The following is an 18,306-nucleotide window of genomic DNA, read 5'->3' on the forward strand; positions in this document are numbered from 1 at the left end:
TCGCGTTATCCCGGTTGTGTCCCGGTTTTAAGCGAGTCGTTCGTATTCGCGAGCCGGGAAATGATGGCTCGAAAGCTAATCGATGGGGGAGGGCTTGTGACAAAAACTGCAATATCACTGCGTCTTGCGTGCAGCACTGCTGCGCTGGTTCTGGCTGGCGTGACGGGGACCGTATTCGCACAATCCACAACATCCGAACCGGACGCGGTCTCAAGCACCGGCAGTTCCACGGACGCCGACGAACGTGCCGCCGACGAGGCGATCATCGTTACCGGGACCAATATTTCCGGCGTGAAGCCGGTCGGCAATCTGTCGACCGTGGTAACGGCCGACGATGCTGTTAAAGCCGGCTATTCCACCCCGGCCGAGTTGCTCCGCACGTTGCCGCAGGTCCGTTCCGGGGAATATGACAGCGACGGCGGTCGCAGCACCATTTCTCTCCAGAATTCTTCGGGCGCAAACACGGTTAGTCTTCGTGGTCTTGGGGGAAGCGCGGGCACGCTGATCCTGATCGACGGACGCCGGAGCGTCCAGGTGGGTACAAACACCAATGGAACCGAAGTGAACCAGGTTCCGCTCGCAGCTCTGCAGCGTATCGAGGTCATCGCCGACGGCGCCTCGGCTGTTTACGGCTCCGACGCCGTCGCCGGGGTGATCAACTATATCATCCGCAAGGATTATGACGGCGCCGAAGTCACATTCCGCGCGAACAACAATAGCGGCGGCATGGAATATGGCGCGGACGCCACGGTCGGAACGAAGTGGGACACCGGCAATATATTGGTCGCCTATGGCTACACTCACCGTGATTCCGTCAGAGCCGGCAAAAGCCCCTATCTCGATTTCGACGGACGCCCTCTCGGCGGCTATGATCGTCGGATCGACGGTGCCAACGCAACGACCGGCTTCGTGCCGAACATCGTCGTTGCCGGGCCCGCCAACGCGACCATACCGCGCGCCTTTGCGAATACCTATTATGGTCTCCCTACCGGTGCCAACGTCGGCCTCAGTCCCGCTCAGCTTCGTCTGAACGATCCAAATCTCTCCGATCTCGCGGACTTCACCGACTATGTTGGCGATCTGGAGCGGCACCAGGTTGCGATCTATGCCAACCAGCAATTGGGCGACAATGTCGAAGTCTTTCTCCAGGGCAATTATCTCAACCGAGAGACTCTGACCCGCTCGGGCGAGGGCGTAAGCTCCGTCACGCCGGTCGTCCTGCGCCAGTTCCTGCGCAACAGTGCCGGCGCCGTGACGGCGACACCCAACCCTTTTTATATCAGCGGGATCCCCGGCGTGGCCCCCGGTGCCGATCTCAACGTGCAATATGCTACGCTGAAGGATGGTGGACCGAAGTTGTTCAAGGGCTCGGACGAGACCTATAATGTGACTGCCGGGGTGCGGGCCAGCCTGCCATTCGAGTGGAAGGTCGAGGCCTTTTATACCTACGGTCGTAACAAGGGGTGCGGCTATTGTCTCGTCGAGGGGAGCTATACCAACCCCGTCGCACTGCAATATCAGATTGATATCGGCGCGATCAACCCGCTGAGCAGCAATTCCGTGACGGCCGCGCAGCTTGCAACCTTCCGCGGCAACCAAACCCAGATTGGGCACAATGGCCTCGATGACGCCGTTATCAAGTTCAACGGTCCGCTTTTCGATCTTCCGGGCGGCACTGTTCGGGCCGCTGTGGGCGGGGAACGCATCAAGACGTTCAATTACAATGTGAACACCTCGGTCGCCGGCACCAACAATGCGGTGGTCCAGCTCACGAACAAGGCAAACAGCCTTGCCGACCGGACTGTCTGGTCGGCGTTTGGCGAAGTTTATGTGCCGTTCGTCGGCGAGGAAATGAACGTTCCGCTCATCAAGAGTTTCGTGGTCAACGCAGCCGTTCGCTATGACGATTACAGCGACGTCGGTCAGACCACCAACCCGAAGTTCGGAGCGACCTGGGAAGTGAACGACTTCCTGACGCTTTATGGAAGCTGGGGCACCTCCTACACGGCACCGACGCTGGCCGATCTCAATCCGTCTGCCTATGTGTCTGGAACGGTCACCAATCTCATCCAGCCCTATAACGCGGGCCAGGCGACGGCGGCAGGACGCCTCGCGCAGGTCGATCTGCGCTTCTCGCCGATCTCATTCTTGCCCGAAGCGTTTTGCGGCAACATCATTCCGGGTCAGTGCGTCATTCCGAACATGGCGCTGCTGTTCGGCGCTAATCCCAACATCCGGCCTCAAACCTCGACGAACTGGACGCTTGGCGCGGAACTGAAGCCGGGTGGCGGTTTCCGGGCGAGCATCAACTACTATAATATCGATTTCAAGAACCGGGTCGTGTTCCCGCTGACGCTGCAGAAATTCCTTGAGGGCAGGGATCCTGGCAGCACGCCGCCGACCTATCGCGGCTATGAGCAGTTCGTCATCCCGATCAGCAATCCGGCCACCTGTTCGAACGCCGACCTTTCGACTGCCGATCCGACCTTGCAGGGATATTTGTCGAGGCCCATTTACGGCTCGACGAGCGGTGTGGGGGCCTTGGCCGCTTTTCCGAATTTCTGCGGCATAAAGGGACTGATCGACTCGCGCTTCATCAATCTTGGCCGAACCCGGACCGAAGGCCTGGACGTTGACCTGAGTTGGATGGGTACGGCAGGCGAGGTATCGCTCAATGCGACGGCGTCGGCGAACGTCATCTTGCGCAACGACGAGTCCATCGGCCCGGGCGCGCCCGTGGAATCGCGGATCAACCTGATCAACACGCCGATCAAATGGCGCGGGCGCGCGGGCGTGGGCGCTGCATATCGCGGTTTCACAACGACCCTGTTTGCCAACTATCTTGGGTCGTTCACGAACGACGACAATCGCGACCCGGTATTCGGCCAGAAAACCCCGATCCCGGTGAAAATACCTTCCTACACCACCTTCGATCTCAACCTTGGCTATTCGACTGACTTCAAAGGCCGAGACGCCGGCATCCTCAAGGGGCTCAGGGGATCGATCACGATCCTCAACCTGTTCGACAAGGATCCGCAGACGGTCGTGAACGGCTTTGGCAGCTATTATGCCGGCCGCGGCACGCCGTTCGGACGGTCGGTGTCGCTGCAGGTGACCGGGTCTTTCTGAACCGGGCGAACGAAACAGGACTGCCTGCCGCTGCTTGCGGCAGGCAGTCCTTTTCATTTTGGCGCTTGAGACAATCGAGGACGGAAGACGTTCGGGGCGGGCCGGATCATCGAGGATGACGAGCGCTGGCGCCCGACGCGACGCCTGCCCGGCAAGTTCGACAATGATTTGTTGGCATTGATCGGCCAGCCGACCAGGCCACTTCGCACCCGACTGCTTTGCCCCCGGCCAGGATGGTGCGCTATACCCGCCGGGGCTCCACCGACGATGCTGCCAATTTTATATGCCGCTGACAATGTCAGCTGCGACGCGTCCCGGCGTGACGGGACTGGCGGCCCATCTCGGATCAACCGGCACATGGGAAACTGTTAACTTACGAACAGAACTGATTGCAAATATGGCATGCGGATTATATGCCTGAGCGGAGTTATCGGCCTGGTCGAGGTGGCATCGGGAAGGGGAGCACATGCGCAAGAGCAACTTGAGGGTTTTCGGGCTATCGATTTCCGGAGCTGCCGCGGCGGCGGCCGCGATGTTCGGAGCACCGGCAGCACCGGTGCCGTCCGCCACGGCGCAATCCGCCGCCACGGCGTCGACCAGGGATCGCTGTTCCTCGTTTACAGGCCAGCAAATAGGCGGCGCAACGATCGACAAGGCGGATTTCCTCGATGTCGGTGCATCGACCAGCATGTTCGGAACAAAGTCCGACGTTGCTGTGTGCCGCTTGTCCGCGCGCCTCTCGCCTGCCGCTGGATCGGAAATCAAAATTCGGGTCTGGCTTCCCGCTAACTGGAACGGCAAGATGTTGGGGTTCGGCGGCGGCGGCTTCAACGGCAGTCTGAGCATCGACGGACTGGTGCTGACGAAACCCGTAAACAATGGTTACGCGGGCCTGACTACCGACGCAGGACATGATGTGTCCGATGGCGCGAAATGGGCGCTCGGAAACCCCGAGAAGATCGTCGATTTCGCACATCGCGCCAACCATGTCGGGGCCGTTGCCACAAAGGCGATCATCTCCGCTTATTATGGTGCTCCAGCCAAGCGCTCATATTTTTGGGGCTGTTCTAACGGAGGGCGCGACGCCTTGATGCTCGCACAGCGTTATCCCGAGGATTATGACGGCATCATCGCAGGAGCGCCTGCGAACAGCTGGACTGCGCTCATGTCGTCCTTCGCGCGAAATGGTGCGCTGACGAGTCTGTCTCCCGGCGTCGATGCGCTGGGACCCAAGCTCAAGCTGGTCCATGAAGCTGCAGTCAGGAAATGCGACGCCCTCGACGGCGCAAAGGATGCACTGATCAGCAATCCGGCAAAATGCCGTTTCGATCCCGCTGTTCTGCAGTGCAAGGCTGGCGCAGGGCCGAGCTGCCTTTCCAAGCCCGAGGTGGCCGCCGTTCGCGCCATCTACAAGGGTACGCGCACGGGCGATGGAGCGTTGATCATGCCGGGATTTCCGCCGGGGAGCGAACTCGAATGGTCGAACTGGTTCACCGCTCCCAAGAGCCAGGCGCCGAGCATGGCCGAGGATTTCTTCCGCAACATGGTCTATAGCGATGCAGCCTGGGAGCGCTCGCGCTTCGTGCTCGATCGCGACTATCCGGTCGCGAAACAGCGCATGGCCGCGATCATCGATGCCACTGCCACCGATCTGCGGCCATTCATGGATCGTGGCGGCAAATTGCTGATGTACCATGGCTGGGACGATCCGGCGATTCCGGCGGGTAATTCAATCCGTTATTTCGAATCGGCGCGCGCTGCGGCGGGCAAGCGCGCGGACCAGATGCGTCTCTTCATGGTACCGGGCATGGCGCACTGCGGCGGGGGGACCGGTCCAGGCAACCTCGATTCGCTTGGCGCTCTGGACGACTGGGTCCAGACCGGGGCCGCGCCCGAGCGTTTGATCGCAACCAAATATGAGGATGACAAGCTGGCTTTCGCCGGTCTTGCGACCAAGCCCATCCAGACCCGTCCGGCTTGCGCCTGGCCCAAGACTCCCCGCTACAAGGGATCGGGACCGACGACCGAAGCCGCCAGCTTCGTTTGCAAATAGGGCGCCGGGCAAGGGGCCGTCTCCGACGGCCCCGATTCCTGGTCGCGGCCGGAGCTGCGGCCAAGGGCCGGTTGCCGGACTAGAGGATTTTGTCCGGGGGACCCGGCTTTGGCGAGAAAGGCCGTGCGACGAGCGCCTCGGCCACAACCGTTTCCTTGCCCTTCACGCGCACAATAAGTTCGACCTCGATCTCGCGGTTCGATTTGCCAAGCTTGATGGCACGTACGCGGCCACCTACGACAATCTCATCGCCGACATGAGTGATCGCGGTGAATTTGCCTGCGAGATGACGTACCGTGTCGGCGCCCGCCCATTCCGAGACGAGCCGCGCGGCCAGGCCGAATGACAGCATTCCATGTGCGATGACATCCTCGCCCCCCGCAGCGCGCGCAAAGTCGGTATCGGTATGGATGGGGTTGAAGTCGAGCGAAGCGGCGGCATAGCGCGCGAGCATCGCCCGCGTCACCGGACCGAACCGAAGCGTAGGCAGGCTGTCGCCGACTGCAACATCGTCTGGCGAATGAATTACCGTCATGCGATCATCCTGTGAATATAGACCCGGCGCGCCCGAAGCAGGAGGCCGCGCGCCTCCTCGACGGCACTTTGCTCGATGACCGCAAACTCGAGATGGCCCCTGCTGCTGTCGTAGAAGTCTGCGATCCGGGCACGGACCGTAAGCCGGTCGCCCGCGCGGATTGAATCCATCAAATCATAGCTCTCCTCTCCATGCAGGAGATAATTCTGATCGCAGCGGATCCGCTCGAGAATTGTCGGCTCGCCCCGTCGGCGCCGGGCGACGTCAGCCGCTGCATCGACGAATGTGAAAAAGGTCGGCGGCGCCGATCCATCGGGCGCCGGCGGCATCCCGAGCGTCTCGGCAAAGAAGGAAACCGCCCGCGCATCCACCGTCAGGGTGACGTCGGGCAAGCTCAGGCCGCGCGTCGTCCTGTCGAAGAGCCCAGGGTTCACGTGCGCCGCTCCGGCGTGTGCGCGTGAATTGCAAAAGATCCGCCAGCGAACACACGGGCCGCGGGATCCCGGCGACGAGGTTGCGGCATCGCGAGTCTTACTCCGGCCAGTAAGCAGCGCGCAGTTCGCGCTTGAGAAGCTTGCCATTGGGGTTGCGAGGAAGGTCGGGCCGCAGTGCGACCGCGCTCACCTTTTGCTGACGACCGAGGCGTTCGTTCGCCCAGACCAGAACTGTTCCCGGGTCGAACACCGCCTTGTCGCGCGGCACCACGAGCGCGAGCGGCGTCTCGCCCCATTTCTCGCTCGGAACGCCAATGACCGCGCAGTCGCTCACATCGGGGTGCCCGAGAATCACGGCTTCAATGTCGGCAGGATAAATATTCTGCCCGCCCGAAATGATCATGTCCTTCTTGCGGTCGGTAATCGTGAGATAGCCGTCTGCGTCGATGCGACCGATGTCGCCCGAACGGAGCCAGCGCTTGCCGTCTTCGTCGGTCCAGGTCATTTCGGCAGTGGCATCCGGGCGGCGCCAATAGCCCTCCATAGCGAACCGGCTCTGCGCCACGACTTCCCCGGCTTCTCCAGGTGGGAGCGCGTGATCGTCGTTGCCCACTATCGCAAGACTTTCTCCCGGAAGCGGACGACCCACCGATGCGAGATGCGCGATTGCCTCCTCGGGGGCGAGCGTGGTGATGATCCCTTCGGTTGATCCGTAGAGTTCGAAGAAAGCCGCGGGAAGAAGCTCGATGAGCTTCGACTTGAGGTCCGCCGCGAGCGGCGAGCCGCAGCACATGACACTTTGCAGCGACCCGAAAGCCGCGGGGTCGAAACCTGGAAGGTCGACGATCCGCTGGAGCTGGATCGGAACCATCGAGACGTGCGTGATCCGCTCGTATCGAAACGCGTCGAGGACCTCGGCCGCATCGAAGCTAGCCTGCAGGACGAGCGTGCCGCCGAGCATCAGCGTCGGCAGCATGCCAACCCACGTAATGTTCGAATAAAGCCCCGTCGTAAGCAGCGTCCGCGCGCCCGAATGATAGCGGAGCGCATGCGCAAGATCATGGACCCAGTTCGCTCGCGCCTGATGCGAATGGACGATTCCCTTGGGCGCGCCTGTCGTGCCCGACGAATAGATGATGTTGCAGAGCACGTCGCCGGAAGGGAAGGGCCGGGCAGAGAGGATGGGCTGGCGGTCGCGCCAGGACGTGAAGGATTGCCAGCCATCCGCCGCATCGCCCGTCGATATCTGGAGGGTCGCCAGGCCGCGCGCACGTCCGCCGATGCGCCCGCGATGCGCCGGCGACACGAACAGACCCTTTATGTCGGCATCGACGAGCAGCGTCTCGATCGTCGCATCCGACACCGAAATGTTGAGGGGAACGGCGACCGCGCCTGCGCGCATCGCGCCGCAGATGATTTCGATCGCGGCCGGCTCATTGTCCATGACGATGCCGACACGTTCTCCGGCAAGACCCGCCGCTTCCAGTCCTGCGGCGATCCGGTCTATCCGCGCCGCGAAATCGGCCCAATTCAGCGTTCCGCCGCGGCTGACGATGGCAGGGTGACGCGACCGCCAGCGGCCATTGTGACTGATAAGTTCTGGCAAGAGCATATCATATCTCCCAAGCTGCTGGCAGGTTGCTCCGGGTCCGGCCGTCGGGTCACTCTATATGCACTTTCAATATAATTTACGAGTAGTCACGACTGTTTTTTTGTGCATGACACCGTCGGCAAAGGCGCCGCGGCGTCGGAGAAGGGGAGACGGTGAAATGGGGCTGGTGATTTGTCTCGGCGCGCTCGCGGCGCTCATCTTTCTCGCCTATCGCGGCTTCAGCGTCATTCTGATCGCCCCGCTCATCGCGATGACCGCCGTGTTGCTCACCGACCCCGGTGCGGTGGCGCCGGCGTTCAGCGGCCTGTTCATGGACAAGCTCGCGACCTTCGTGAAACTCTATTTCCCTGTCTTTCTCCTGGGTGCGATCTTCGGCAAGCTCATCGAAGTGTCGGGTGCCGCGCGCTCGATTGTCGCCGGCATCACACGCTTCATGGGCGCGGAACGCGCCATTCTTGCGATCGCCGTTGTCGGCATGATCCTCACCTATGGCGGCGTGTCGGTGTTTGTGGTCGTTTTCGCGACCTATCCCTTTGCCGCCGAGATGTTCCGGCGCGCCGATATTCCCAAACGCCTGGTGCCGGCGACCATCGCCTTTTCTGCCTTCACGATCACCATGGACGCGCTTCCCGGGACGCCGCAGATTCAGAATATCATTCCCACCACTTTCTTTCGCACCGACGCCTATGCCGCACCCTATCTGAGCCTGCTCGCCGCCGCCTTCACCTTCGGTTGCTGCCTCGCCTATCTCGAATGGCAGCGGCGCCGCGCGCTCGCCCGCGGCGAAGGCTATGGCACGGAGCATCGCAACGAGCCCGAGCAGGTCGAGGAGGCCTCGGGCATGCCCTTGTGGCTCGCTCTCCTGCCGCTCCTGATCGTGGGTCTTGGCAATCGCCTCATTCTCTCGGTCCTGCCGGAAGCCTATGGGCCGACGGCGACCGCGCATCTCGATCCCGCCTCGCCCGCTTCGATGCTGATTTCACAGGACGTAAAGGCCAACGCCGCTTTGTGGGCCGTCGAGGGCGCATTGCTTCTCGGCATTGCGGTCACATTGATCATCGGCTGGACGGCTATCCGGGGACGCTTCGCCAGTGCGGGGCAGAGCGCCGTCGCGGGGTCCTTGCTCGCGGCGCTTAATACCGCCTCCGAATATGGTTTCGGCGCGGTCATAGCCGCCCTGCCGGGTTTTCGTCAGATCGCGACCGCGCTCGCGACCATCAAAGATCCGCTGCTCAATGCCGCGATCACCACCAACATCCTCTGCGGGATCACCGGGTCGGCGTCGGGCGGCCTCAGCCTCACGCTCGGCGCCTTTGCCGACCGTTTCATCGCCTCGGCGGAAGCGCACGATATTCCGCTCGAAGTCATGCACCGCATCGCGTCGCTGGCGTCTGGCGGCATGGACACGCTGCCGCACAATGGCGCGATTATAACGCTGCTCGCGGTAACCGGTCTCACCCACCGCGAAGCCTATAAGGATATTTTCGTGATCACGTTGATCAAGACGGCGACCGCCTTCGTCGCGATTGGCATTTTCTATGCAACGTCGCTTGTCTAGCGGGGTAGCGGGTGCGCGCCCTTCGAGGGCTTGGATCGGGGAGGGCGTCGGCTGCGTGCGAAGACAGGCCGTACGGGGAAGAGGATATGCAAGGTGGGCTGCCGTTCGCATCGACGCATTCAACTCGGGCTCTTTCGGGCGGCCGGCGCCCGTTAGTTGCTCGCGAAACAATGTGATGCAACAAAGCCGCACTGGGAAGGAAAATTGCAAGTTGCAGTCAAGTTTGACTGTTTTTTGTTCACGAATCATACGGCCGAGCCTAGTCCGGCCGCGCTGGCCCGGTCCTTGCTCGGGTGGGGGGCCCTCCCGGTGCTCGTCCAGCATCCGCCGGTCTGGAATGCGACCCTCTCGGCCGGCGGATCTGCAGCGGCGCCCCTGCGTCCGCCTGTTGGGAGATGCGGGTGCGGGGGCGCTCTTGCCTCGATGATTGCGGGTGCCTCTCACCAGGGACGGGGATGATCGGGCCTTGCAACCTGGTTGCATTTTGCGGCCGGGGATCGGATCGTAAGGATGGAGACTCGCGCCGCCAGGAGCCGCGTGGGCAAAAGCGGAGATGATGTCGATGGCGCATGAACCGACCGGCGAGCCGATCGTACCGCTCGATCCGGCCTGGCCGGCAATGTCGCTTGCCGACGCGACCGCGGCCCTGACCGGTCCGGGCAGCAAGTTCGAGATCGAGAGCGTCGAGATCGACGGCATCATGACGCGCGTCTGGAAGCATGCGCCGCACGATCTGGGTCAGCTTCTCGATCTGTCGCGTGGGCATGGCGAGCGGGTTTTCACCATCCTCGAAGACGAGCGCGTCAGCTACGAAGCGAACTGGCGCGCAACCGCTGCGCTCGCCCATGCGCTGGTCGGCATGGGAATTGCGAAAGGCGACCGCGTCGCGTTCGCGATGCGCAATCTTCCCGAATGGCCTGTCATCTTCTTCGCGATCGCGTCGATCGGCGCGATCGCCGTCCCGCTCAACGCGTGGTGGACCGGTGCCGAACTGGCCTATGGCATCCAGGATTCGGGTGCCAAACTGCTGATCGTCGATGGCGAACGGCATGAGCGTATTCGCGAACATATCGGTGCGATGCCCGCGATCGAGAATGTGATTGTCGCGCGCTCGGCGGATAAGGCCGACAACTTTCTGGCGCTCGAAGACCTCATCGGGCATCCGCGCGACTGGGCGGGACTCGTCGTTGCGTCCCGGCCAGTGGTGGTCCTCGAGAGCGACGATCCAGCGACCATTTTCTACACAAGCGGGACAACCGGCCATCCAAAGGGAGCACTAGGGACGCACCGCAATCTCGTTACCAATATCCTGTCCGGCGGGTTCGCCGGTGCGCGGAGCTTCCTGCGTCGCGGCGAGCCGGTACCTGAGCCCGCGCCGCGCACGGTTCTGCTCGTCATCCCGATGTTCCATGTCACCGCCTGTTCCGCGTCGCTCATGGGCAGCCTCGTCGCCGGCAACACGATCATCTTCATGCGCAAATGGGACACGGTGCAGGCTATGGAAATCATCGAGCGCGAGCGGGTTCATGCTACGGGTGGCGTTCCGACGATCGCATGGCAGCTCATCGAGCATCCCGACCGCGCGAAATATGATCTCTCGTCGCTTGAAGCTATCGCCTATGGCGGCGCCCCTTCGGCACCCGAACTGGTAAAGCGCATTTACGAGGAATTCGGCGCGCTGCCCGGAAATGGCTGGGGCATGACCGAAACCATGGCGACGGTCACATCGCATTCGTCAGAGGATTATCTGAACCGGCCGACGAGCGCGGGCCCGCCGGTCCCGGTCGCCGATCTGGAAATACGCGACGATGACGGGGTGAGCCTGCTCCCTGTCGGGACGGTCGGCGAACTTTGGGTACGCGGCCCGATGATCGTGAAGGGCTATTGGCATCAGCCGGATGCCACTGCCGAGACCTTCGTGAACGGCTGGGTGCGAACCGGCGACCTCGCGCGGCTCGACGCCGAAGGGTTCCTCTACATCGTCGATCGCGCGAAGGACATGGTGCTGCGCGGCGGCGAGAATATCTATTCGTCCGAGGTTGAGAATGCGCTCTACGCGCATCCGGCGGTGACCGATTGCGCGGTCATCGGCCTGCCGCACCGCACCCTGGGCGAGGAGCCGGCTGCAGTGGTCCATCTTGCGCCCGGCGCTACTGCGACCGAGGCCGAACTGCAGGACTGGGTTCGCGTTCGGCTCGCGGCGTTCAAGGTGCCGGTCGCGATCCGATTCTCAGCCGACACATTGCCGCGCAACGCCAATGGCAAGATATTGAAGAAGGATCTGAAGGCGCTCTTCGCCGCCGCACATGCCGCCTAGCCTGCGGGCTCGCTGCCCCGGTTCGTTCTCAACGGCCAGAAAAAGGGCTGCGGCGCTGTGCGCCGCAGCCCTGCGGTGCAATCCGGAGCAGGTCCGATCAGAATTTCTTGCGGACGCCCAACTGGACCAGGCGACCGTAGGTCGAGCCGTTGGTGTAGCCTGTCCCCGAGTTGATGAACGGCGGATCCTGGTCGAACACATTGTTCACGCTGAGGGTGAAGGCGAGGTCGTTGAACACTCCCTCGCCGCGCACGTCATAAGCGAAGAAGAGATCGACGACATTGAACGCTTTCACACGTGTCTGGTTCGGGACATTCTGCAGCTTGAAGCCGGCGCTATGGTACCAGGTGGCATTGGCGCTGAAGCCGCCGATGGTCGCACCGAGCGTCGCCGACAGATTGAGGCGGCTGGTGTTCGCCGCAAGATCGTCGATGGGGGTCTGCCCGGCGACCGCGGTCACCTTGCGGTTCAGGATGTAGGTGCCCGTGACATTGGCGTTGATCGATCCGAACCCGGTCTGGGTGAGATAGGAGGCATTGAAGTCGAGGCCGTCCTGATCGACCGCTCCAACATTCTGAACCCTCGCGTCATAGAGAAGATAGGGAGCCAGAAGCGGGTTGGCATAGAGCGCCGCGATCGACGACGCGCCCGAGATCGGAAGGGTGTCGGGGACGGCATCGACCTGCGCCTGCGTCGGGTTGAAGGTCAGGAAGCGGGCATAGGCCGGCGAGAAGAGCACGGCCGTGTTCGACGAGAAGGCGATCGTGATCTGGTCCTTGAGCGCGATATTATAATAGGTCGCGCTGAGGTTCAGGCCTGGAACGAAAGCCGGTTTGATGTCCATGCCGATCGAGTAGGTCTTGGCCGTCTGCGGGCGCAGATCGGGATCGACGCCGGCGATCAGGATCGTCGGGCGGAACAAGGTCGGAATGCCGCCCGGACCCAGCTCTTCACCGGGCCGGATGAAGGGGCTCACGCCAAGATTCTGGAGCTGAACCTGCGGAACTTTGTCAGGCATGCTTGGCGCATTGAACGACTCGCCATAATTGCCTCGGATCGACACGCCGTCGACCGGCTTCCAGGTCAGGCCGACCTTCGGATTGAAGGTGCTGCCGACGTCGCTGTAGTCATCGTAGCGACCCGAGGCCGACAGGGTGAGCGAGCGCATGCCGGTGAAGCCGTTGTCGCTTCCGAACACGGGGATGGCGATTTCGCCGAAGAGCGACTTGGTGTCGCGTTCATGCTTTCCCTGCGGCGTCGCAAGCGGACTGAAATCGCCAGGAACATGATTGCCGGCGATGCGCTTGAAGACCTCATGGCTATATTCCGCGCCGAACGCGATGCGCACCGCGCCGCCCGGCAGGTCGAATAGCGAGCCGTCGGCAATGGCACGCGTGTTGAACAGGTCCTGCTCGGCTTCGCCATAGGCCTCATAATTGAGGATCGAGTCGAGAACCGCCGCGGGGGTCGAAGGGAGGTCATAGGGATCGAGCGCGGTCGCCGAGTTACTGCTGCCAAGAGCCACCGCTTCCGCGACCGCATTCACGGCCGGCTGAATGTTCCGGGTGACACTGCGCCCATAGTTGCCGAGCACGCGCAGGCGCCAGTCGCCTCCAAGCTTGAACGTCATCTCGGGGGTCACACCCCACTCGTTGAGCGTCGTGCTGTTCCGGCTGCTAGGCCCGACGACCGGGCCATAGCTGAAGTTGATCGTCTGGCTGGCGTTGCCGGCAAAGGCCGGGATGAAATTGGGGTTCGCGGACGTAATCGTGCGTGAGGCGCGAAACTGGTCGCTGAAACTATGGGTTTCGCGGCGCGTGTAGAAGGCGCGGACGTCGATAGAGACATTGTCGCTAAGCTCATTGTTGAGCCCCGCGAACACCGAGTGCCGCTTCTGCGCCGGAATGAACGCAGCATTGTCGCTCGTGTCGCAACTGTTCGCAGTGCCGGCAACACGTCCAGGAAGCGCGTAGGTCGTCGAACCAACGAGGATCGTGCCCGGGGAACAGGAGTTGGTCGGGGTGATCTGCCGCACATAGTCGCGGTCGCGGCCATAGATCGCGTCATTCTCATTATAGACATAAGATAGATAGGCTGACCCGCTGTCCCAGCTCTTGCCGACAGTCCCGTTGATGTCGAACTGCTGATAATTGTCGGCGAAACCATAGCGTCCCGATACTTCTACGCCGTCGAACTGTTTGCGCGTGATGATATTGATCACGCCGCCGATGGCGTCGGAGCCGTAGATCGATGAACCGCCGTCGGGAACAATTTCAATCCGCTCGATGACACCCGGTGGAACGATGTCGGGGTCGGGAACCGACGACAGAACGCCGGCGCCCACCAGACGATGGCCATCGACGAGGACGAGCGTTGTGTTGGCGCCGCTTGCTGCGAGGTTGCGGATATTCGGTTTGTAGATCGTCGTCCCGGCGTCGCCGGTTGAGGATACCGGAACCCGGTTGAAACTGTTCGAGATCTGAGGAATTTTTGCGAGAACATCGACCGTGCTGATCGCGCCGGTGGCCTCGATCTTTTCCGCGTTCACGCTGACGACGTTTGTCCCCGTCGGCGCGATGCCGCGGATCAGCGTCCCGGTAACGATAATCTCTTCATCGGTGGGCGTTCCATCAGCTTCCAGCGCGTCCTGCGTGGCGGCATCGTTTTCCAGGAGCTCCTGAGCGAAGGCGGGCGAACCCGATACCACAGCCAGAAGAGCGGTCGTTGCAGCGAGCGTGCTGACGAGACTTGCTGTTCCGCGAACCATTTTCTTGACATCCTTCCCATTTTCGCCGCGCTCACCGGGCTTTCTTCGAGGCGCTTTTCGAGCGAGCCACGATGCGAGTCAACAAAAAACAGTCAAGCATGCTTGTTTTAATTGTGGCGTGATGCTTTGTTGCAGTGTCTTCTCGGCCGGGAATCTCCGCAAGAATATTACCTAATCGGCAAAGAGAATCCGCATCGCTTCCATGATCGCCATGACGGCGGGAATGAGGATCGCCCCTAACAGCACGCCATTGACGCGCGGCAGGTTCGGCGTCCTCATTCCGGTCCTCAGCGTCTTGGCGCCCGGGGTTTCGTCCTCCGCGCGCATAGGGGGGAGGGAGGGCGCTTTGAAGTTCAAGATCGTCGCGGTTGCTGTTGCCTGTGCCGCATGATCTTGGTGTGTGGCCTGCTGCATCGATCCCATCTCCCTGTCGCCACGGTGATCCCGTGTGCGTCACGATCCCGGCTGCTCCCCGGACTATCATCGTCGCCTTTCCTCATGTCAATTGCAATCAGAGGTGATTGCAATTTAGAATCTACTATACGGTCAGGCTTGACTGAATATGGCGATATCGCCAAGCTGCTGAAAGCCACTGCAGCCAGCGGTGACTGGTGGAGGGATGGGATGACCGGAAAGATTTATCTCGCAATGGGGGCGGCGACCCTCGCCCTGTTTGGACCGGTGTCCGATAAGGGCGGCCCGAGCCTGGCGGAGGCCATGCAGCCCAGCGCCGAGCCTGCCAGCCTGTCCTCCGCGCAGGGAGCCACGCGCTGTAACGGCTTCGTCGGCAAGCAGGTGGCGGGAGCGACCGTCGATAAGACCGAGTTTATTGCTGCGGGGTCAGCCCTGCCGCCGTTCGGTAGCAAGAATGTTCCTGAATTCTGCCGGGTCCACGCCCGGATTGCGCCCGTCGATGGGTCCGAGATCAAGCTGCAGGTCTGGCTGCCGACAAACTGGAACGGAAAGTTCGTCGGCTTCGGCGGCGCGGGCTTCGAAGGGGGGCTTGCCTTCTCGGCCGTCTCGCTAAAGGGGCCCGTCGGAAAGGGATATGCCGCGGTCGTCACCAATGCCGGTCACGATCCGACTTTCGTGCCCACTTGGGCCCTTGGACAGCCCGAGAAGATCGTCGACTTTGGCCACCGGGCCAACCATCTGGGCGCGATTTTCGGCAAGGCATTGTCTGCGGACTATTATGGAACGGCTGTGAAACGTGCCTTTTTCCAGGGTTGCTCGAACGGCGGACGCGATGCGCTGATGCTCGCACAGCGCTATCCGGACGATTATGACGCGATTGTTGCCGGCGCTCCGGCCAATGACTTCACCGGCCTCATGGCCTCCTTTGCACGGATCGGGCGTCTCGCGCGGGCAACGCCCGTCGCCGATACGCTTGGCCCGAAGCTCAAGCTTGTCCATGAGGCCGCCATCGCGAAATGCGACGGGCTTGATGGCCTGAGGGATGGTTTGATTGATCGACCGGCGGCGTGCCGCTTTGACCCCGCAGTGCTTCAATGCAAGGGCGCCGCCGGAGCAAGCTGTCTTTCGAAATCGGAAGTCGGCACCGTGAAGGCGATCTACCGCGGCACCTATGATCGTCAGGGACGCGAAATCATGCCCGGTTTGCCCGTCGGCAGCGAATATGAGTGGGAAGCATGGCTGACAGGCGCCAAAGCTGGCGGGCCGGGGATGGCGACCAACCTGATGCGTTACATGGTATACAGCGATCCCGCATGGTCGCCGGAAAACTTCGATCTCGACCGGGATTTCGCAGCGTCGCGACGTTTTCCGGGCCAGGCCATCGATGCGGTCAATCCCGACCTTCGGCCTTTCTTCGGGCGCGGTGGCAAGCTGCTCATGTACCATGGTTGGGACGATGCAGCGATTCCCGCGGGCAACAGCCTGCGCTACCATGCCGCTGTTCAGAGGAGTGTCGGGCGCCGTGCGGAGGAGCATGTGCGCCTCTTCATGCTGCCTGGAGTCGCGCATTGCGACGGCGGCCACGGCCCTGACACGATCGATTATCTGGAAGCTCTGGACCGATGGGCCGGGTCCGGCACGGCGCCTGAAGCCCTGGTTGCCATAAAATATGACAATCCGGTGGCGTTGAAGACCGGCCAGCCCGCCCATGTCGTGCGGAGCCGCCTCGCCTGCGCCTGGCCGAAGAAAGCCAAATATAAGGGGAGCGGCTCGATCGACGATGCTGCGAACTTCACATGCCGGTGAACGGCAAGACAGCCGATCGCTCGAGGCGACAACAAGCTGCGCGCGTGCGCAAGGGGAATTGAGACAATGCGAAATCTGCTTCTAGTCGCATCGCTGGCCGGCGGCCTCATGGTCGCAAGTCCGGCGCTTGCACAGCCGACCGCAAAGATCGCTGCGGGCACGATCGAGGGCATCAAGAAGGAGGGCGTACGCGTGTTCCTTGGCGTTCCTTACGCCGAACCGCCCGTCGGGGACCTGCGCTGGCGCGAGCCGCAGCCGGTCAAGCCATGGCCGGGCGTGCGTGCGGCAACGCGGTTCGCACCCTCCTGCCAGCAGGACGAAGGAAAACCGTTCGGACCCTATACAGCCTCGTTTCTGACAGCAGGGGAGCGGTCGGAAGACTGTCTCTATCTCAACGTCTGGACCCCCGAAAAGACCAAGGCCAAGCGGCCCGTTTATGTCTTCATCCATGGCGGCGGCTTCCAGGCTGGCGGTGCCGATATTGCCGCATATGACGGGGCCGGGCTCGCGCGCAAAGGCGCAGTTGTGGTCACGATCAATTACCGGCTCGGCGCCTTCGGTTTCTTCGCCCACCCCGAGCTTTCGCGCGCTTCGCCGCTCGGCGTTTCGGGCAATCAGGGCCTTCTCGACGCGATGGAATCGCTGCGATGGGTTCGTGCCAATATCGCGCAATTTGGCGGGGATCCGGCCAATGTGACCGTCGCTGGCCAATCGGCGGGATCAGGCATCGTCAATGCGTTGCTCGTATCGCCGCTCGCCCATGGCCTCTTCGACCGCGCCATTCTTCAGAGTGGCCCGGAACTCGGGATACCGACAATGCCGTACGCGCTCGCCGAAAGCATGGGCGCTGCGACCATGGCGAAAGCGAAGGTCGCTGATCTCGCTGGCCTTCGGGCCATACCTGGCTCCGATTTCGTCAAGACGGCGGGCGCCGGCTTTCCGCTGCCGATCGTCGATGGCAAGATTCTTCCCATCAGTCCGGAGGACCGCGCTGCGCGTCTCGCGACAAGGGTTCCGATCATCATCGGTTACAATCGCGACGAGTCTCCGGCCGCGCAGGGCCCGCAAACCGTTGCTGCATTCAAGCAAGAGGTTGAGAAACGATATGGCGCGGTGGCCGAGCGATTGCTGGCGCTGTACCCGCACGCCACCGATGCCGAGGCCGCGCGCTCGGGCGCTCGGCTGGCGCGCGATCGCCGCGTCGCCGGACTTCTTCTGTGGGCCGAACGCCGTTCCGCCGAAGGCGTGCCGGTCTACGCCTATCATTTCGAGCAGGTTCTGCGCGGGGCCGATCCGGCACAATTTGGCGCGTTTCACACGGCCGAGGTGCCCTACATCTTCGGTGCGCTGAACTTCGCAGATGCGACCTTCGACGCGACGGACAGGAAAGTCTCGGACGCGATCCAGGATCGCTGGCTCGCGTTCATGCGAAGCGGAAATCCGGGGCTCGCGCGCTCGCGCCCGAAATGGCAGCGTGCCAGCTTGGACCCCGCCTCGATCTGGAGGATTGCGCCGGCAGACGCCGAGCCGTTGCTCGATGCTGACAAGCTTTCGTTGTTCAGGGAATTTGAAGCCAAAGGCGGAAAGCTCGGCCTTCTTTGATCGTTGCGAGGCGATGGCCCAGGCCGTCGCCTCGCAAGATGGCACCGCAAACCTTCTCGTCTCGAATAGCGTCGCGGAT

General features: G+C 62.2%; 12 protein-coding genes. 6 read left to right on the top strand and 6 right to left on the bottom strand.

Annotation, left to right across the window (positions count from 1 at the left end; all coding sequences use genetic code 11):
- Positions 1–96 precede the first annotated feature (96 nt).
- The gene (locus tag V8J55_RS10700; RefSeq protein WP_336445583.1) at positions 97–3,129 is read left to right on the top strand and encodes a TonB-dependent receptor domain-containing protein; all 3,033 of its coding nucleotides are present in this window, start codon (positions 97–99) and stop codon (positions 3,127–3,129) included.
- A gap of 279 nt (positions 3,130–3,408) precedes the next feature.
- On the opposite strand, the gene V8J55_RS10705 is transcribed toward V8J55_RS10700, so the two are convergent.
- On the bottom strand, positions 3,409–3,975 hold the full coding sequence (locus V8J55_RS10705; RefSeq protein WP_336445738.1) for a hypothetical protein: 567 nt from the start codon (positions 3,973–3,975) through the stop codon (positions 3,409–3,411).
- Between V8J55_RS10705 and V8J55_RS10710 the strand changes: the two genes are divergently transcribed.
- On the top strand, positions 3,896–5,182 hold the full coding sequence (locus V8J55_RS10710; RefSeq protein ID WP_336445735.1) for a tannase/feruloyl esterase family alpha/beta hydrolase: 1,287 nt from the start codon (positions 3,896–3,898) through the stop codon (positions 5,180–5,182). The two genes, V8J55_RS10705 and V8J55_RS10710, sit on opposite strands and share 80 nt — an antisense overlap.
- Positions 5,183–5,261: 79 nt before the next feature.
- Here V8J55_RS10710 and V8J55_RS10715 read toward each other — a convergent pair whose 3' ends face one another.
- The 3 genes from V8J55_RS10715 to V8J55_RS10725 all read right to left on the bottom strand — a co-directional run bounded on the left by V8J55_RS10715 (position 5,262) and on the right by V8J55_RS10725 (position 7,763).
- The gene (locus V8J55_RS10715) at positions 5,262–5,717 is read right to left on the bottom strand and encodes a MaoC/PaaZ C-terminal domain-containing protein (RefSeq protein ID WP_336445584.1); all 456 of its coding nucleotides are present in this window, start codon (positions 5,715–5,717) and stop codon (positions 5,262–5,264) included.
- Positions 5,714–6,151, bottom strand: a complete 438-nt coding sequence (locus tag V8J55_RS10720) for an FAS1-like dehydratase domain-containing protein (protein WP_336445585.1) — start codon at positions 6,149–6,151, stop codon at positions 5,714–5,716. The genes V8J55_RS10715 and V8J55_RS10720 overlap by 4 nt, the downstream gene beginning before the upstream one ends.
- Positions 6,152–6,248: 97 nt before the next feature.
- Positions 6,249–7,763 carry a class I adenylate-forming enzyme family protein gene (locus V8J55_RS10725; RefSeq protein ID WP_336445586.1) on the bottom strand — a complete coding sequence of 505 codons (1,515 nt, stop codon included), beginning with the start codon at positions 7,761–7,763 and terminating at the stop codon, positions 6,249–6,251.
- 157 nt (positions 7,764–7,920) lie between these two features.
- On the opposite strand from V8J55_RS10725, the gene V8J55_RS10730 reads away from it, so the two are divergent.
- Both V8J55_RS10730 and V8J55_RS10735 read left to right on the top strand, forming a co-directional pair.
- Complete coding sequence (locus V8J55_RS10730) at positions 7,921–9,321, top strand: GntP family permease (protein ID WP_336445587.1); 1,401 nt, start codon at positions 7,921–7,923, stop codon at positions 9,319–9,321.
- A gap of 562 nt (positions 9,322–9,883) precedes the next feature.
- Complete coding sequence (locus V8J55_RS10735; RefSeq protein WP_336445737.1) at positions 9,884–11,638, top strand: class I adenylate-forming enzyme family protein; 1,755 nt, start codon at positions 9,884–9,886, stop codon at positions 11,636–11,638.
- 97 nt (positions 11,639–11,735) lie between these two features.
- Here V8J55_RS10735 and V8J55_RS10740 read toward each other — a convergent pair whose 3' ends face one another.
- Both V8J55_RS10740 and V8J55_RS10745 read right to left on the bottom strand, forming a co-directional pair.
- Positions 11,736–14,405 carry a TonB-dependent receptor gene (locus V8J55_RS10740; protein WP_336445588.1) on the bottom strand — a complete coding sequence of 890 codons (2,670 nt, stop codon included), beginning with the start codon at positions 14,403–14,405 and terminating at the stop codon, positions 11,736–11,738.
- A gap of 171 nt (positions 14,406–14,576) precedes the next feature.
- Positions 14,577–14,819, bottom strand: coding sequence for a hypothetical protein (locus V8J55_RS10745; protein WP_336445589.1), 243 nt, complete (start codon positions 14,817–14,819; stop codon positions 14,577–14,579).
- 138 nt (positions 14,820–14,957) lie between these two features.
- Between V8J55_RS10745 and V8J55_RS10750 the strand changes: the two genes are divergently transcribed.
- Positions 14,958–16,625 carry a tannase/feruloyl esterase family alpha/beta hydrolase gene (locus V8J55_RS10750; RefSeq protein WP_336445590.1) on the top strand — a complete coding sequence of 556 codons (1,668 nt, stop codon included), beginning with the start codon at positions 14,958–14,960 and terminating at the stop codon, positions 16,623–16,625.
- A 66-nt stretch (positions 16,626–16,691) separates the two neighbouring features.
- On the top strand, positions 16,692–18,227 hold the full coding sequence (locus tag V8J55_RS10755) for a carboxylesterase/lipase family protein (protein WP_336445591.1): 1,536 nt from the start codon (positions 16,692–16,694) through the stop codon (positions 18,225–18,227).
- Positions 18,228–18,306 lie beyond the last annotated feature (79 nt).

Origin of the sequence: Sphingopyxis sp. CCNWLW2, from assembly GCF_037095755.1 — a bacterium.
GTDB lineage: Bacteria > Pseudomonadota > Alphaproteobacteria > Sphingomonadales > Sphingomonadaceae > Sphingopyxis.

Excerpts from the sequence above, each read along its gene's own strand:
- V8J55_RS10705 (WP_336445738.1), bottom strand. The coding sequence starts at position 3,975 with ATGCTCAGACTGCCGTTGAAGCCGCCGCCGCCGAACCCCAACATCTTG.
- V8J55_RS10715 (WP_336445584.1), bottom strand. The coding sequence starts at position 5,717 with ATGACGGTAATTCATTCGCCAGACGATGTTGCAGTCGGCGACAGCCTG.
- V8J55_RS10725 (WP_336445586.1), bottom strand. The coding sequence starts at position 7,763 with ATGCTCTTGCCAGAACTTATCAGTCACAATGGCCGCTGGCGGTCGCGT.
- V8J55_RS10730 (WP_336445587.1), top strand. The coding sequence starts at position 7,921 with ATGGGGCTGGTGATTTGTCTCGGCGCGCTCGCGGCGCTCATCTTTCTC.
- V8J55_RS10735 (WP_336445737.1), top strand. The coding sequence starts at position 9,884 with ATGGCGCATGAACCGACCGGCGAGCCGATCGTACCGCTCGATCCGGCC.
- V8J55_RS10740 (WP_336445588.1), bottom strand. The coding sequence starts at position 14,405 with ATGGTTCGCGGAACAGCAAGTCTCGTCAGCACGCTCGCTGCAACGACC.
- V8J55_RS10745 (WP_336445589.1), bottom strand. The coding sequence starts at position 14,819 with ATGCAGCAGGCCACACACCAAGATCATGCGGCACAGGCAACAGCAACC.
- V8J55_RS10755 (WP_336445591.1), top strand. The coding sequence starts at position 16,692 with ATGCGAAATCTGCTTCTAGTCGCATCGCTGGCCGGCGGCCTCATGGTC.